At 69.5% G+C, this 14,043-nt stretch carries 18 protein-coding genes and 1 pseudogene; 8 read left to right on the top strand and 11 right to left on the bottom strand.

Going from position 1 to position 14,043, the window contains the following annotated elements; translation table 11 throughout:
• Together KBZ04_RS06765 and pheS are read right to left on the bottom strand one after the other, a co-directional pair.
• Positions 1-370: hypothetical protein (locus KBZ04_RS06765; RefSeq protein WP_254991183.1), on the bottom strand; the 370-nt coding region annotated here is incomplete at its 3' end.
• A gap of 6 nt (positions 371-376) precedes the next feature.
• Positions 377-1,384 carry a phenylalanine--tRNA ligase subunit alpha gene (gene pheS, locus KBZ04_RS06760; protein ID WP_254991181.1) on the bottom strand — a complete coding sequence of 336 codons (1,008 nt, stop codon included), beginning with the start codon at positions 1,382-1,384 and terminating at the stop codon, positions 377-379.
• 73 nt (positions 1,385-1,457) lie between these two features.
• Here pheS and surE point away from each other — a divergent pair, with 73 nt between their 5' ends.
• Together surE and KBZ04_RS06750 are read left to right on the top strand one after the other, a co-directional pair.
• Positions 1,458-2,309: a 5'/3'-nucleotidase SurE gene (surE, locus tag KBZ04_RS06755; protein WP_254991180.1), complete on the top strand. Its 852-nt coding sequence runs from the start codon at positions 1,458-1,460 to the stop codon at positions 2,307-2,309.
• Between the two features lie 297 nt (positions 2,310-2,606).
• Positions 2,607-3,536: a glycosyltransferase family 4 protein gene (locus KBZ04_RS06750; RefSeq protein WP_254991179.1), complete on the top strand. Its 930-nt coding sequence runs from the start codon at positions 2,607-2,609 to the stop codon at positions 3,534-3,536.
• Positions 3,537-3,657: 121 nt separating this feature from the next.
• Here KBZ04_RS06750 and KBZ04_RS06745 read toward each other — a convergent pair whose 3' ends face one another.
• Positions 3,658-4,239, bottom strand: a complete 582-nt coding sequence (locus KBZ04_RS06745; protein ID WP_254991178.1) for a DUF3611 family protein — start codon at positions 4,237-4,239, stop codon at positions 3,658-3,660.
• A gap of 63 nt (positions 4,240-4,302) precedes the next feature.
• On the opposite strand from KBZ04_RS06745, the gene KBZ04_RS06740 reads away from it, so the two are divergent.
• The 5 genes from KBZ04_RS06740 (at position 4,303) to KBZ04_RS06720 (ending at position 7,853) form a co-directional block, all read left to right on the top strand.
• The gene (locus KBZ04_RS06740) at positions 4,303-5,265 is read left to right on the top strand and encodes a bifunctional riboflavin kinase/FAD synthetase (protein WP_254991177.1); all 963 of its coding nucleotides are present in this window, start codon (positions 4,303-4,305) and stop codon (positions 5,263-5,265) included.
• Positions 5,266-5,313: 48 nt separating this feature from the next.
• Complete coding sequence (locus KBZ04_RS06735) at positions 5,314-6,417, top strand: thiamine phosphate synthase (protein ID WP_254991176.1); 1,104 nt, start codon at positions 5,314-5,316, stop codon at positions 6,415-6,417.
• Entirely contained in the window at positions 6,414-6,653 is a 240-nt protein-coding gene (thiS, locus tag KBZ04_RS06730; RefSeq protein WP_254991175.1) for a sulfur carrier protein ThiS, read from the top strand. The genes KBZ04_RS06735 and thiS overlap by 4 nt, the downstream gene beginning before the upstream one ends.
• Before the next feature lie 27 nt (positions 6,654-6,680).
• Entirely contained in the window at positions 6,681-7,628 is a 948-nt protein-coding gene (locus KBZ04_RS06725) for a DUF1517 domain-containing protein (protein WP_254991174.1), read from the top strand.
• Positions 7,629-7,691: 63 nt separating this feature from the next.
• Entirely contained in the window at positions 7,692-7,853 is a 162-nt protein-coding gene (locus KBZ04_RS06720; RefSeq protein WP_254991173.1) for a hypothetical protein, read from the top strand.
• Here KBZ04_RS06720 and larB read toward each other — a convergent pair.
• The 6 genes from larB to era form a co-directional block, all read right to left on the bottom strand.
• Positions 7,824-8,546: a nickel pincer cofactor biosynthesis protein LarB gene (larB, locus tag KBZ04_RS06715; RefSeq protein WP_315860079.1), complete on the bottom strand. Its 723-nt coding sequence runs from the start codon at positions 8,544-8,546 to the stop codon at positions 7,824-7,826. The genes KBZ04_RS06720 and larB overlap by 30 nt on opposite strands.
• Positions 8,543-9,034: a TIGR03792 family protein gene (locus KBZ04_RS06710; protein ID WP_254991172.1), complete on the bottom strand. Its 492-nt coding sequence runs from the start codon at positions 9,032-9,034 to the stop codon at positions 8,543-8,545. The genes larB and KBZ04_RS06710 overlap by 4 nt, the downstream gene beginning before the upstream one ends.
• Positions 9,035-9,054: 20 nt before the next feature.
• Positions 9,055-9,540: a 2-C-methyl-D-erythritol 2,4-cyclodiphosphate synthase gene (ispF, locus tag KBZ04_RS06705; RefSeq protein ID WP_254991171.1), complete on the bottom strand. Its 486-nt coding sequence runs from the start codon at positions 9,538-9,540 to the stop codon at positions 9,055-9,057.
• A gap of 53 nt (positions 9,541-9,593) precedes the next feature.
• The gene (gene trmD / locus KBZ04_RS06700) at positions 9,594-10,289 is read right to left on the bottom strand and encodes a tRNA (guanosine(37)-N1)-methyltransferase TrmD (protein ID WP_254991170.1); all 696 of its coding nucleotides are present in this window, start codon (positions 10,287-10,289) and stop codon (positions 9,594-9,596) included.
• Between the two features lie 10 nt (positions 10,290-10,299).
• Complete coding sequence (locus KBZ04_RS06695; protein WP_254991169.1) at positions 10,300-10,833, bottom strand: phycobiliprotein lyase; 534 nt, start codon at positions 10,831-10,833, stop codon at positions 10,300-10,302.
• A gap of 91 nt (positions 10,834-10,924) precedes the next feature.
• Positions 10,925-11,914 carry a GTPase Era gene (gene era / locus KBZ04_RS06690; RefSeq protein ID WP_254991167.1) on the bottom strand — a complete coding sequence of 330 codons (990 nt, stop codon included), beginning with the start codon at positions 11,912-11,914 and terminating at the stop codon, positions 10,925-10,927.
• Between the two features lie 46 nt (positions 11,915-11,960).
• Between era and KBZ04_RS06685 the strand changes: the two genes are divergently transcribed.
• Entirely contained in the window at positions 11,961-12,518 is a 558-nt protein-coding gene (locus tag KBZ04_RS06685) for a hypothetical protein (RefSeq protein ID WP_254991166.1), read from the top strand.
• A 19-nt stretch (positions 12,519-12,537) separates the two neighbouring features.
• Here KBZ04_RS06685 and KBZ04_RS06680 read toward each other — a convergent pair whose 3' ends face one another.
• Entirely contained in the window at positions 12,538-13,173 is a 636-nt protein-coding gene (locus KBZ04_RS06680) for a porin family protein (RefSeq protein ID WP_254991165.1), read from the bottom strand.
• A 35-nt stretch (positions 13,174-13,208) separates the two neighbouring features.
• Positions 13,209-14,043 (bottom strand): annotated as a pseudogene (locus tag KBZ04_RS06675) (hypothetical protein); the annotation flags it as partial.

Below are 14,043 nucleotides of genomic sequence, written 5' to 3'. Positions count from 1 at the left end.
AAAAGCCCCGGTGCCAGCCCCGGAAGTCCACCAGCGGAACCACGGTGTCAGCAATGGTCTCGGTGGCATGGAGATAGGACCTGGCGGCCAGCAGGCAGGCCTTTCTCGCCCCCAGCCGGAGAAATGGGGTGGTTTCGTGGAGGATCCGGCAGGGCTTGGCAATGCCGATCATGGAAACCAGGTGGGCCCCAGGCGCTTCCAGGTACCGCTGCGGCGGGATCATGAACGGTTGGATGTAGGGCTCCAGCCTCCCGAGGGGCTGGGCCCAGGGATTGCTGAGGCTGTAAGTACACCGCTGGCCTTCCGCGTACACCAGGGTTTTCACCCCTTCTGGGGCGAAGCCCCGGTGGGAACGGCCCGTGTTCGCCATCAAGCCTCAGAACTGCTCCAGGAAGCGCAGATCGCTGCTGAACAGTCTGCGGATGTCATCGATCCCGTGGCGCACCATGCAGAACCGCTCCACCCCCAGGCCGGCGGCAAAGCCGCTCCAGCGCTCCGGGTCGAGGCCCAGGCCCTCGAGCACCGCCGGGTCGACCATGCCGCATCCCATCACCTCCAGCCAGCGACCCCGCCACTGCACATCCACCTCGGCGGAGGGCTCGGTGAAGGGGAAGTAACTGGCCCGGAAGCGAACCGGCAGATCGCCGAAGAACTGCTGCAGAAAGGTGGTGACGGTGCCGCGCAGGTGACTGAAATCCAGCCCTTCGTCGAGGGCGAGCACTTCAACCTGATGGAACACCGGGGAGTGGGTGGCATCCACCGCATCGCGGCGATACACCCGGCCGGGGGCTATCACGCGCACCGGCGGAGGATTGGCCTCCAGGTGGCGGATCTGCACCGGGGAGGTGTGGGTGCGCAGCAGCCGGTCCCCCCCCAGGTAGAACGTGTCCTGCATGTCCCGGGCCGGGTGGTGCTCCGGAATGTTGAGGGCGCTGAAGTTGTAGTGGTCGGTTTCGATCTCGGGTCCCTCCGAGACCCGGTAGCCGAGGCCGGCAAAGATATCGACGATCTCCTCGATCGTGCTCTGCAGGGGATGGCGGTGGCCGGGGGGCACGTAGCTGCAGCCTGCCGTCACGTCGATCCGTTCCCGCTCCAGCTGCTCCGCCATGGCGGCGCTGCGCACGGCCTCGAGCCGGGCGCCGAGCAGTTGCTGCACCTGGTCCTTGAGCCGGTTGGCCCGCTGCCCCACCAGGGGGCGTTCCTCACCGGGCAGCCGGCCCATGGCCCCCAGCACGCCCGAGAGCCGACCCTTCTTCCCCAGCAGTCCCACCCGCAGGTCCTCGAGGGCGGCGGCATCGCTGGCGCTGGCGATGGCGGCGGCGGCCTCCGCCTCCAGGTGCTCCAGCTGGTCGGTGAGCTGTTGCAGGCTGACGGTGGCGCTCACGGGACAGATCGGGGAAGAAAGCGACTGTAGGCAGCTGCGTCTAGCTTTCCGGCAGTCACCGCGGTCGAGGCCGATGGCACCGCTCCGGATCCTGGTCAGCAACGACGACGGGGTCTTCGCCGATGGCATCCAGGCCCTGGCCGCCGAGGCGGTGGGCCGCGGCCACACGGTCACGGTGGTCTGCCCCGACCGGGAGCGCTCCGCCACCGGCCACGGCCTCACCCTGCAGACCCCGCTGCGGGCTGAGCGGGCCGACGAACTCTTCGCCGCGGGTGTCACCGCCTGGGCCTGCAGCGGCACCCCGTCCGACTGCGTCAAGCTGGCCCTGTTCCGGCTGCTGGAGCAGCCGCCGGATCTCGTGCTGTCCGGCATCAACCACGGTCCAAACCTCGGCACCGACGTGCTCTATTCGGGCACCGTGTCGGCGGCCATGGAGGGGACGATCGAGGGTCTGCCGGCCCTGGCGGTGAGCAGCGCCGATTTCCACTGGCGTCGCTTCGAGGCGGCGGCGGCCCTGGCTCTCGATGTGGCGGAGCGGATGCACGCCGCGGGCTGGCCCGAGGGGCTGCTGCTCAACCTCAACGTGCCACCACGGCCCGCCGAGGCCCTCGCTCCCCTGCGCTGGTGCCGCACAGCGGTGCGGCGCTACATCGATCAGTTCGAGAAGCGCACCGACCCCCGCGGGCGCACCTACTACTGGCTTGCCGGCGAGGTGGTGGACGATCTGGAGGGCTCCGGAGCAGGCCCTGCCGATTGGCCCACCGACGTGGCCTGGGTGCAGCAGGGGGGGCCGTCCCTGACGCCCCTGCAGCCCGAACTCTTCTGGCGGGGTGATCCCACCCAGCTGCCGGAGTCGGACCGGCTGGGCCTCCCCGGATCGTCTGGCTGCCACGCATCGGGGTTGACGAAGGAAGTGAGGAGCTAACTTGCACGCAAAAAATGAGACATCAGTGAAGGCATGAAGCGTTCCAGTACCCGTCCTTCTGTGGTCGTGGTGATCACCCCGTTTCTGCACCATGACGGATCTTCCCTGCTGCTCTGTCGCTTTCTACGTTGGGCTCAATCGCGGCAACCTGATGTTGTATTCGAGATTCTTTATCGTCACAACGGACCCTTAAAGGAGCACCTGCTTTCGCTTCCCAACGTCCGAGGGGTCAGGCCCCTTGTGCCCATAAGGCGCCGGGTTCTCCACCATGTCGAGAGTCGTCTTCAGGCCCGCGCCATGGCAGCACTGCTGCTGAACGCTGACGCCATCTATTGCAATACGGTGGTGGGGCTGCAGTGTTTGCAGGTATTGCTTGACGCGCTGGGTCTGCCCCCCGAACGCCTTCCCAGGGTCAGTGTGCATGTACGCGAGATGGGCTATTGGATCCAGCGCTCCGGCATCTCCCGGCAGAGCTTCCAGCGGCTCACGAATTGCATCATCGCCGACTCACAACTAACGGCAAACCATCTGCAGGACTATCTCGGTCTGGAGAAGCAGGTCCTGTGTGTGATTGATGAATACTGCGATACGGAAGAGGTCGTGCGCTGGCGGGGCTGCGACCGACTGCGTGAGGAGTTGAATCTGCCCCGGCAACGCCAGCTTGTTGGCATGGCGGGGACCATTGAGTGGCGCAAGGGACCGGATATCTTCCTTCAGGTCGCTCGCCATCTCGCGACTGAAATGCCTGATCCGCCTTTGTTCGCCTGGGTGGGTGGGGGCGATCCGATGACCACCTATCAAATTGAAAGCGATATCAAGAGGATGGGCTTGGATTCGATGGTGCGCTTCACGGGCCCCCGGGAGAATCCCTATCCCTATTTTGATTCCTTTGATGTGTTTCTTCTGACCTCCAGAGAAGAGCCATTCGGGGCTGTTTGTTTGGAAACAGCCATGCTTGAAATTCCGAGTATTTGTTTTTCAGGCTGTGCGGGCGCTGAATCCTTCATCGCGGCAGGCGCAGGACTTGTGGTCGACCGATTTGACGTCTCCGCCATGGCCGGTGCTCTGCAGAAGCTGCTGGAGGATGATGCCCTGCGACGTAGCCTGGGGGAGCGGGCAAAGCGTGAGTGTCTGGCCGAACACGCTCTGGATGTTCTTCTGCCCCGCTTGATGGCCCAGGTGCTGGGCGATGACCCCCCGCCCAGGCCCGATCACCTCAAGCGATGATTCGCTTGCCGCCATGCGTTCGTGCCTTGCCGATTATCCCCACCGGCTGGTGGTCAGTGAGCACCATTCAGGCTTGCTTTCAGGCAATGGGACAGGGGCGCCTCTTCGCTTTTGAGGCGCCTCAAGCGCGCCGATAGATCCGCTGCAGCAGCCACAAGCTGAGGATCAGGGCGATCAGGTGGGCGAACAGCACCTGCGTGTTGCTCAGCACCGAGAGCATCTCGATCGAGGTGATCGGCAGTCCCACCACCCGGCCGCCGCTGCCCGGGGCGCCCTGCATCTGGGCCCCGAAGAAGCCCGGCACCTGCTGGGAGGCCTGCACGAACAGGCTCCCGGCCAGGGCCTGATAGCCCACCGCCGCCAGGGTGAGCCCGCCCAGGTCGGCCAGCAGGCCGCGTTTCACCAGGCGCGTGGTTTCCCCCTTGCTGGGGCGTGCCGGGCTGGCCAGGGCGCGGCCGCAGCGCACCACCAGCCAGGATTGCCACAGGCTCCAGAGCAGAACCAGGAACGACAGGGTGGTGAGGGAGAGGCCGGGGCCCAGACCCAGGGCACGGGAGGAATTGGCCGCCATCTGGCCGCCGATGTTGTTGAAGATCAGCACCCCCACCACCACCACCCCGAGGGCGAGCTGGACCCAGAAGCGCACCCAGCCCATGCGGCGCAGGGCATCGGCCATGCGCTGCAGATCCAGCGTGTCGACCATGGGGAGAAGGGCGAAGGCCCCAAACTTGGCATGGGAGGATCCTTTCGGCGAGGGCGCAGGCCGTTGATCCCGCTTCACGACCCCGAGCACGCCCTGCGCCCCACCGCCATTGCCCTGGGCAGTTTCGATGGGCTGCATCGGGGCCATCGGCGTGTGATCAACGCCGTCACCGAAGTGCTGCCGGTGGCGCAGCCGCCGCTGGTTCCCACGGTGGTCAGTTTCTGGCCCCATCCCCGGGAGGTGCTCCATGGCGAGACACGGCTGCGGCTGGATCTGCCTGAGGAGAAGCTGGAACTGCTCCAACCCCTCGGCATCCAGCAGCTGGTGCTGGTGCCCTTCACCCGTGCGCTCTCCGCGCTGACGCCGGAGCGCTTCGTGCAGGAGGTGCTGGCCGAGCGGCTCCAGGCCCGTCGCATCGCCGTGGGGACGAACTTCCGCTTCGGGGTCGACCGCAGCGGCGACGTGGCTGACCTGGCCCGCATCGGCGCCGCCCTCGGCATCGAGGTGCGGGTGCTGCCGATGTTGTGGGACGGGCCCGAGCGGGTGAGCAGCAGCCGTATCCGGCGTTCCCTCGCGGCCGGGGACATCGACGAGGCCGGGCGCCTGCTGGAGCGCCCCTACCGCTTCAGTGGCCCGGTGGTGCGGGGCCGTGGTCTGGGGCGCCAGCTGGGCTGGCCGACAGCAAATCTGGCGGTGGACGGGCGCAAGTTCCTGCCGATGGAAGGGGTGTATGCGGCCCTGGCCTGGCGGGACGGCGAGGACGGGGCGATAGCCGCGGTGATGAACCTGGGGCCCCAGCCCACGGTGGACCCCCTGGCGCCTTCGGCGGTGGAGGTGCACCTGCTGGAGCGGAACCTCGATCTGGCCGGCTCCCGACTGACCGTCGAGCCCCTGAGGTTGCTGCGACGCCAGCAGGCGTTTGGGAGTCTCGAGGCCCTCAGTCGCCAGATCCGCCGGGATGCCGACCAGGCGCTGCAGGAGTGTGACTCCCGGGGGGGACCTTCGTCACAGCCTCCCCCTGCCTGACGGCCCTCTCCCTTCCCATACCCTGGAAGCCTCACCTGCCCCGGTCCGGTGACGCCGCAGCCCCCAGTTCCGCCGTCGAGCCTCGGCAGCGAGCGCGCCGCCATCGAACGCCTGCTCGATGCCAACCTCGATCGGGCCCGCGAGGGACTTCGGGTGCTGGAGGACTGGGCCCGCTTCGCCCTGGACCGTCCTGATCTGGTGGCCCGCAGCAAGGACCAGCGCCAGCGCCTGGGGCGTCTCCACCAGGAGCGCTACAAGCTGGCGCGGCACACCGCCAGTGACCCGGCCGCGGGCATGACCCATCCGGCCCAGGCCGAACGGCAGGACGGCGCCAGCGTACTGGCCGCCAATGCGGGCCGGGTGCAGGAGGCCCTGCGGGTGCTGGAGGAGTTCGGTCGGATGGAGGATCCCCTGCTGGCTACCGAGGCGGCGGCGATCCGCTACGCCCTCTACGACCTGGAGGTGGATCTGCTCCAGGCCGGCCGCGGCGGCGACGCACGGCGGGCCCTGCTGCGCCGCTGCCACCTGTATCTCGTCACTGCTCCGGTGCAGGGGCTGGAGCAGGTGGTGGCTGCCGCCCTGGCGGCGGGGGTGCGTCTGGTGCAATACCGCGCCAAAGCCGATGGCGCCGCCGCCCTGCCCGGAGCGGCCCCGCATGACCGGCACCGATTTGCACAGGCGAGCGCCCTGCGCCAGCTCTGCCATCGCCATGGGGCCCTGTTCCTGGTCAACGACCGCATCGACCTGGCCCTGGCGGTGGGGGCCGACGGTGTCCACCTTGGCCAGGACGACCTGCCGCCGGCCGTGGCCCGCCGCCTGCTGGGGCCCGACCGCCTGATCGGCCGCAGCACCCACCGCCTTGAGGACCTGCGCCAGGCCGTCGCCGACGGTTGCGACTACATCGGGGTGGGGCCGGTCAACGCCACACCCACCAAGCCGGGCCGCGACCCGGTGGGCCTGGCCTACGTGGGCCAGGCGGCGGCGGAATGCCCCCTGCCCTTCTTCGCCATCGGCGGCATTGACCTGGCCAACCTGGCCGCCGTGCGCCGGGCCGGGGCGGAGCGCGTGGCGGTGGTGCGGGCCATCACCGGGGCGGCGGATCCCGGCGCCGCCGCCGCTGCCCTGCTGGCGGGACTGGAGGCTGGGGCGTGACGGGCGCATCTGCCGCGAACGAGCCGGGCGCCCTGCAACTGCGGGTCAACGGCGAGACGCGCCCCTGCCCGGCGGGCCTCTGTCTCGACGCGGTGTTGGTGTCCCTCGGGTATCAGCCCCGGCTGGTGGTGGTCGAGTTCAACGGCGAGATCCTCCCCAGGGAGCGTTGGGCCGCCCAGGCTGTGGGGGAATCCGATGTGCTGGAAGTGGTCACCATCGTGGGGGGAGGTTCCTAGATTTCCGTGATCGACAGGTCTCAAGAGATGGGTTCCCGCTTGTTCCGGCGCCTGGCCGGTCTGATGGTCGTGCCCGTTCTGGTCGCTGGCCTGGTGATGTCCGCTCCCCAGCCGGCCCAGGCGGCCAGCGGTGGCCGCATCGGCGGCGGCAGTTTCCGTTCCGCGCCGTCGATGCCCCGCAGTTACGGCGGCGGCGGTGGCGGTTACGGAGGTGGGTATGGAGGCGGCTACCGGGGCGGGGGCATGGGCTTTCCGTTCATCGTGCCGATCTTCGGCTTCGGCGGCGGCGGCCTGTTCGGCTTCCTGATCCTGATGGCCGTGGCGGGCGTCGTGGTCAATGCCCTGCGGGGTGGCGGTGGCGGCCCGGCCCTGGGCAGCTCCGGTTCCGACCTGGCCTACAACCCCCGCCCCGACGGTCCTGTGGCGATCGCCCAGATCCAGGTGGGTCTGCTGGCCTCCGCCCGCGACCTTCAGGACGACCTGCGCCGGCTGGCGGGCTCGTCCGATACCTCCAGCAGCTCCGGCCTTCAGCGGGTCCTGCAGGAAACCAGCCTCTCCCTGCTGCGCCACCCCGATCTCTGGGTGTACGCCAATGGCGACGTGGGCCAGGTGCCCTTCGCCAGTGCCGAATCCACCTTCAACCGCCTCTCCATGCAGGAGCGCAGCAAGCTGGAGCGGGAGCTCACCGCCAATGTGGCGGGGCGCCGTTTCAGCGAGCCTGCCCCGGTGGCCCCCGGAGCCAGCGACGCGGCCAGCGATTTCATCGTTGTCACCCTGCTGGTGGCCAGCCGCCAGCGGCTGGCGATCAAGGGGGCCCGTTCCGCGGAGGATCTGCGTGATTCGCTTCAGAAACTCGGGGCCATCGGTGCGGATGACCTGCTGGCTCTGGAGGTGATCTGGCAGCCGGAAGGGGCCGGAGAGGTGCTCAGCACCGAGCAGGTGATCACCGCCTATCCCGACCTGCAGCATCTCTGAGTCCCCCGCCTTGCCCGGCCGGTTTCGGTACCCCAAACTGCGCTTCACAAGCCGCAGGCGCCGATGACACCCCATCGGATCAGCTGGATCAATACATCGGTTCTGATCGAAGCCATCGAGCGCTACGAGCAGGGCCGTCTGCCCCGCTCCCTCGCCCTCTGGCTCCAGACCGTCCTGGAACTTGATGGACCCCCCTCAGGGCCCCTCCTCCCTGGGGGCGGCTGAACCCACCCCATCGACCATCTGCAGGATCCGCAGGGCCGCCATGGCGGCGCCGTAGCCATTGTCGATGTTCACCACGGTGAGCCCGGGGGCGCAGCTGGCCAGCATGCCCATCAGGGCCGCCTGTCCCCCGGCGCTGACCCCGTAGCCAACCGCCACGGGCACGCCGATCACCGGTTGGGGCAGCAGCCCCGCCAGCACGGTGGGCAGGGCCCCCTCCATCCCGGCGCAGGCGATCAGCACCCGGGCCCGGCGCAGACCCTCCAGCTCCGCCAGCAGCCGGTGCAGCCCGGCCACCCCCACGTCGAGCACGAGGTCGCTGGTCACCCCATGGCAGGCCAGGGCCAGCCGGGCCTCCGAGGCCACGGCCAGGTCGCTGCTGCCGCCACTGAGCACCGCCACCCGCCCGAAGGCCGGATCGGCGGGCGGGGGTGCGGGCCAGGTCAGGCAGCGGGCCAGGGGATGGTGCTGCGGCCGTGGGTGCGCACCTCCGGTGCCGAGCTGGTCGGCCAGCAGCCGCTCCACCGCCACGGCTTTCTCTGCGCTGACCCGCGTGACCAGGGCCAGCTCCCCGGCCTGGTGCAGCCCCAGCATCACGGCGCTGATCTGCTCGGCACTCTTGTGCTCGCCCCACACCGCCTCCACCATGCCAAGCCGTTGGCGGCGGCCCAGGTCGAGCCGGGCGTCTTCGTTCACCGAACCTCCACGGCTGCCGCCGCCGGCGTGAGACCCACCCACTCGAGGGCGCCGGCGTCCACCAGGGGAAAGGGGTTGGCTGGGGTCTCGGCCCCCGGGTCCGGGGGATTCAGCGCCAGGGCCCTCCTCGCCGCAGCCTCGAACTGGCCTTGCACCGCTTCGATCTCGCTGACGGGGATGGCCAGCCACTGACGGCGGCTGCGCCAGCGGATCAGCAGCAGGCCTTCCTCCCGTTCGGCGTCCCAGAGCAGATCGCGGCCCAGGAAGCCCTCCTGTCGTCGCAGCCAGGGGCCCCAGGTCTCCTGCTCCGCCTGCAGCCAGGCCTTGCGGGCGCCGGCCGGTACCTTCAGCCTCAGCTGCTCCACCACAACCGTGCTGGTCTCGTTCCGGCCATGGCTGCCGAGCGGCGGGCCCAGGGCGCTGGCGCTCGCTGGAAGGCCCGCCAGCAGGACCACCACCAGGCCAACAGCTCCCAGCCAGCTGGCCAATCTGCTCCAGCGGCGACGGTTCATGGCCGGTGCAGCAACGCCACGGCGTGGCAGGCGATGCCCTCCTCCCGTCCCGTGGGACCGAGCCCCTCGTTGGTGGTTGCCTTGACCCCCACCTGCTCCGGAGCCAGGCCCAGGCGACCGGCGATGGCCTCGCGCATGGCGGCGATGTGGGGCTTGAGCTTGGGACGTTCCGCCACCACCACCGTGTCGATGTTGAGCACCTGCCAGCCCCGTCCCGCCACCAGCGCCATCACGTTCTCGAGCAGCACCAGGCTGTCGGCCCCGCGCCAGCGCTCATCCTCCGGCGGAAAGTGGGTGCCGATGTCCCCCAGGCTGAGGGCCCCCAACAGGGCATCCATCAGGGCGTGGACGAGCACATCGGCATCGCTGTGGCCATCCAGCCCCAGGCCATCGGGGTGCTCCAGGCGCACGCCGCCCAGGATCAGGAGCCGACCGGGCACGAGACGGTGGATGTCGTAACCGTTGCCGATGCGCAACTGCATGGATGGCGATGGAGGCGGGACCAGTGTGGCTGCTCCGGGGGTGTGGCCGGGCCTCAGCGGTTCTGCTCCGCCTGCCACAGGTCCAGCAGGTCGGCGCGCCGCGCGCGGGTGCGGGCCACCTGCTGCTCCTGGCGCCAGCGGGCGATGGCGCCGTGGTCGCCGCTGCGCAGCACCTCCGGCACCGCCATGCCGCGGAACTCCGCCGGCCGTGTGTAGTGGGGATGCTCCAGCAGCAGGCCGCTGTGGCTCTCGGCTTCGAGGCAGTCCGGCGAGCCCACGGTGCCCGGCAGCAGCCTCACCACGCCGCTGATCACCACCAGGGCAGGCAGCTCGCCGCCGGTGAGCACGAAGTCGCCCAAGGACACCTCCTCGTCCGCCAGGGGGCGGATGCGCTCATCGAAGCCCTCGTAGTGGCCGCAGAGCAGCACAAGCTGGTCGTGCACAGTGGCCCAGCGGCGCAGGTCACGCTGGTGCAGCGGCTGGCCCTGGGGGCTCATCAGCAGCACGCGGCGCCGGGGCAGCACCGGAATCGCCTCGAAGGCCGCATAGACGGGCTCGGGCTTGAGCACCATGCCGGCGCCGCCGCCGTAGGGGACGTCGTCCACCTTGCGGTACCGATCGGTGGCGTGGTCGCGGGGGTTGTGGGTGTGGACCTCGGCGATGCCGGCGGCGAAGGCCCGGCCGATCACCCCCAGCCTCAGCAGGGGCGTGAAGGCGTCCGGCACCAGGCTGACCACATCGAAACGCATGGCGGGGGCCTCAGCCGGCGGGTCGGCTGACCCGCCGGATCTCGGAGCTGAAGCTGGCCCGGCCCGGGCGGCCGTCGGGGTGATGTTCCACGCTGCTGCGCAGCCGCAGATTCGCCTTGGTGAACCAGATCCGCTCCCGCACCGAGCTGCCGGCCCGCTCGCTGGTCAGCTCCAGGCTGCCATCCGGCCAGAGCCGCCAGCGGCCCGTGCTGACGGTCCCGTCCGGGGCCTGGCCCTGGAAGCCTCCATCAAGGTGGAACAGCAGCCGATGGCGGCCGCCGCTTGGTGGGGTGATCTCCAGCCCCCCCGGGTCGTCGCTTCCCTCGGGGGCCAGATAGCTCACCTGCAGTTCACCGCGCTCGGAGCTGTGCCAGCTGACCTCGTCAGCCTCAGCCTCCCGGGCCGCGTCTGCCGCCTCCTCCAGACTGAAGCAGCTGCGCAGGGAGAGCCAGTCGCCGGCGCAGAAGGCCAGAAAGGCCGCGATCGTCTCGGGAGGAAAGGCAGCGATCGTGTCTGGGCTGGGGGGCTCGGTCGCACTGGTCACGGCGGGGCGGCGGGAGATCGGGGCCGGTGGACCCGCTTGGGATCTTCGCAAACCCCCAGCCGGCGCGTGCGCGTGCGGTGGGCAGGCGTGCTCAGTCGCCCCGGTAGCCCAGCTCCGCCAGCCGCCCCGGATGGCTGCGCCAGTTCGGCACCACCTTGACGAACAGTTCCAGGTACACCGGGCCGTCGAACACCTTCTGCATCTGCAGCCGTGCCCCCTGGCCGATGGCCTTGAGCATCTGGCCGCCCTTGCCGATGAGGATTCCCTTCTGGCTGCTGCGCTCCACCAGCACGGTGGCCAGCACGGCCGTGCGTTCCTTGCCCTTGGCCGTGCCCTCGTCCTCCACGATCCGCTCGATCCGCACCGCCACCGAGTGGGGCACCTCCTCCCGGGTGAGGGTGAGCACCTGTTCACGGATCAGTTCCGCCAGCAGCAGCTGTTCCGGCTGGTCACTGACCGTGTCGGCCGGGTACAGCAGCGGACCCGGAGGCAGGTCGGCGGCCAGGGCCTCCACCAGGGCCTGGCAGCCGTCGCCGTTGAGGGCGCTGCAGGGGTGCAGGGGCCAGGCGACGGGGCGATCGTCTGCCGCAGCGAGCATCTCCCGGTAGGTGGCGGCCAGATCCTCGGCATCGGCCCCCACCCGGTCGCTCTTGTTGAGGGCCACATGCACCGGGACCCTGCAGTGGCGCAGCAGATCGATGATGAAGCCGTCGCCGCGCCCGGCGGGCTGGCTGGCATCCACCAGCAGCAGCACCACGTCCACCTCGCCGATGGCCCCCCGGGCGCTCTGCACCAACCGCTCCCCCAGCAGGTGGTGGGGTTTGTGGATGCCCGGGGTGTCCAGCAGGATCAGCTGGGCTGCCGGGGTGGTCAGGATGGCCCGCAGGCGGTTGCGGGTGGTCTGGGCCACGGGGGAGGTGATCGCCACCTTCTGGCCCACCAGCTGATTGAGCAGGGTGGACTTGCCCACGTTGGGCCGGCCGATCAGGGCCACGAAGCCGGAGCGGAACGGAACCGCTTCGCTGTTGCCGTCGTCCGGGTGGGCATCGCCGGGGCTGGCGGTCGGGGCGCTCAAGTCCATAGCCTCAACACTGCCAGCCCATGGGCCTCGCCGCCCGCCTCTCGCCATGACCGATGCTGCTCCTCTGACCGAATCCCCCCTGGCGCCAAGCTTTCCCCAGGCGCTGGAGATCGCGGCGCAGTGGATCGGCCTCTGGGAGGCCGGGGAGCTCAGCGACGAGGTGCTGGCGGATCGGGTCGGGGAACTGGTGGCCAGCAGGGATGGCGCGCGTGGTTTCTTCGTGGTGAGCCTCACCTGCGAGGCCCCCTTGCTCGACCGTCTGCCGGAGGCGCTGGTGATCGCCCTGCGCCAGGCCGGTGAGGGGGTGGTGGATCTCACGGCCCGCAATCTGGCCATGAGCACGGCCATGGTCCTGCACCACCAGCGCTCTGGTGACCAGGAGCACCAGGCCGGTTCGGAGCGGGTGCAGCGGCGCAGCACCGAACTGCTGCGGCACCTGGAGCCCGTGGCGGTGAAGGAGCGGTTGGAAACCCTGCTGGCGGCAGCGGAGCAGGGTGGAACCGGGCAGGCCGTGGACGAGGACAGGGCGTTCCTGGAGCGCTGGGGGTACGACCTGGAGCAACGCCAGGCCATCGCCGCCGCGATTGAAACGGTGGCCGACTGAGGTTGAAGCCGGCCAGGCTTCAGAACCTCAGATACAGCAACGTCATGGCCTGGAGGGCATCGAAGGTGACACCGTCGGGCAGGAAGACGTAGTTGACGTTGAAGCCCAGGGTCACATTCTGGGTGACGTTGAGATCCACGCCACCGGTGAGCATGGCGTTGGTTTGTCCGGTGGAGTAGGTATTGGTGGCGATGCCACCCCCGAGGTAAGGGGAGACCACCGAGCGACGAAAGAGGTCGAGGGTGAGGGGCAACTGGAAGGAGGTCTGGCCGTTGTAGCGGCCCAGAACATCGCGGTTGCCGAAGATGACGCTGGGTCGCAGGGAAACGGCGAGAGTTTCGTTGAGCTTGTAACCCACTCGGCCAGTGAAGACACCACTGGTGGGTAGATCGCTGCCGAAATTGACGCCGCCGCCGATGCCGTAGATGCCGACATTCTCAATGGGTTTGCCCTGGCGTGGAACGATCGCCAGTTCTGCTGGGTTGCGATTCGCCGGCGCGGGCTGGTAATCCGGCGGCAGGGTGGCGGCGTCCGTCACGGGTTCCCAGCCGGCGGCGGCGGGCTCTGGGGCGACCGGTACCCAGGGAGCTGGGCCTGCCGGCAGTGACTGGGCCCGTAGCGGTTGCAGCCCCAGGCTCAGACACGTGAGGCCCATCAGGGCAAGCCCGCGGCGGGGGAGACCCGGATGCCTCACTGCGGAGCCACCATGGAAGCGTCGGCCCCTGCCGGCGACTGGGCGGCGGCGGGAACGTCTGCCGCGGGAACTGCGGAGGGGGCTGCGGGAACCGGCGGGGGTGCGATCGGGGCACTCGCCACCGGCGACACCTTGGCAGGGGCCGGTGTGGCGCGGACCTCAGCCGGGATCGGTTGCAGATTCACCACCGTGGGGGTGACCGTTCCAGGGGCCTGGGCCGGCTGGCGGCTCGACCATTCCTTGATGTCCTCGATCACCGCGGGATCATCGGGTTGGCTGAGCACATCCACGGTGCCATCCGCCTGAACGGCCAGCGGCACCTGGGTTGGTTTGCTGACCCGGGTGGAAGGCACGTAGATCACCCGGCCCTGCTGAAGTTTGGCTGTCTTGGTCGGGGTCGGGGCTGGCAGGGTGCGGATGGCCTGGCGCATCGGCTCCCTCAGGCTCTGGGGCAGGGGGGCCATGGGATCGCCGCTGCTGGCCCATCGGGCCCGCTCGGCCCTGGCCACCGGTGGCATGGCAGGGGCACCCAGGTCCTGGATGGTGAGCACGCCACCGAGCAACTCGGAATTCGAGAAATTGCCTTGCAGCAGGGGCTTGGCGCTGCCAAGGCCGGTGGTGCCGAGGGAAGGGCCCTCAATGGTGAAGTTGGCCGGGGCGGCAGGAGCTTTGGCGGTGCGGGCAGGGCTGGTGGCCCTGAGGGCGACGGCGGGGCGGCGACCGGGATCGGGCCTGGCCCGTGAGGAGTTGGAGGGACCGCTCAGGTCGAGACTGCGGGACAGCGGGGCATCCAGCAGCGAACCGATCTTCTCGGAGGCCGAACTCAGCACA

It is taken from the genome of Cyanobium sp. N5-Cardenillas, assembly GCF_024345515.1.
Lineage (GTDB): Bacteria > Cyanobacteriota > Cyanobacteriia > PCC-6307 > Cyanobiaceae > Cyanobium.
Note: the sequence above shows the minus strand (reverse complement) of the source record. Positions and strands in the feature narration are given on the sequence as shown.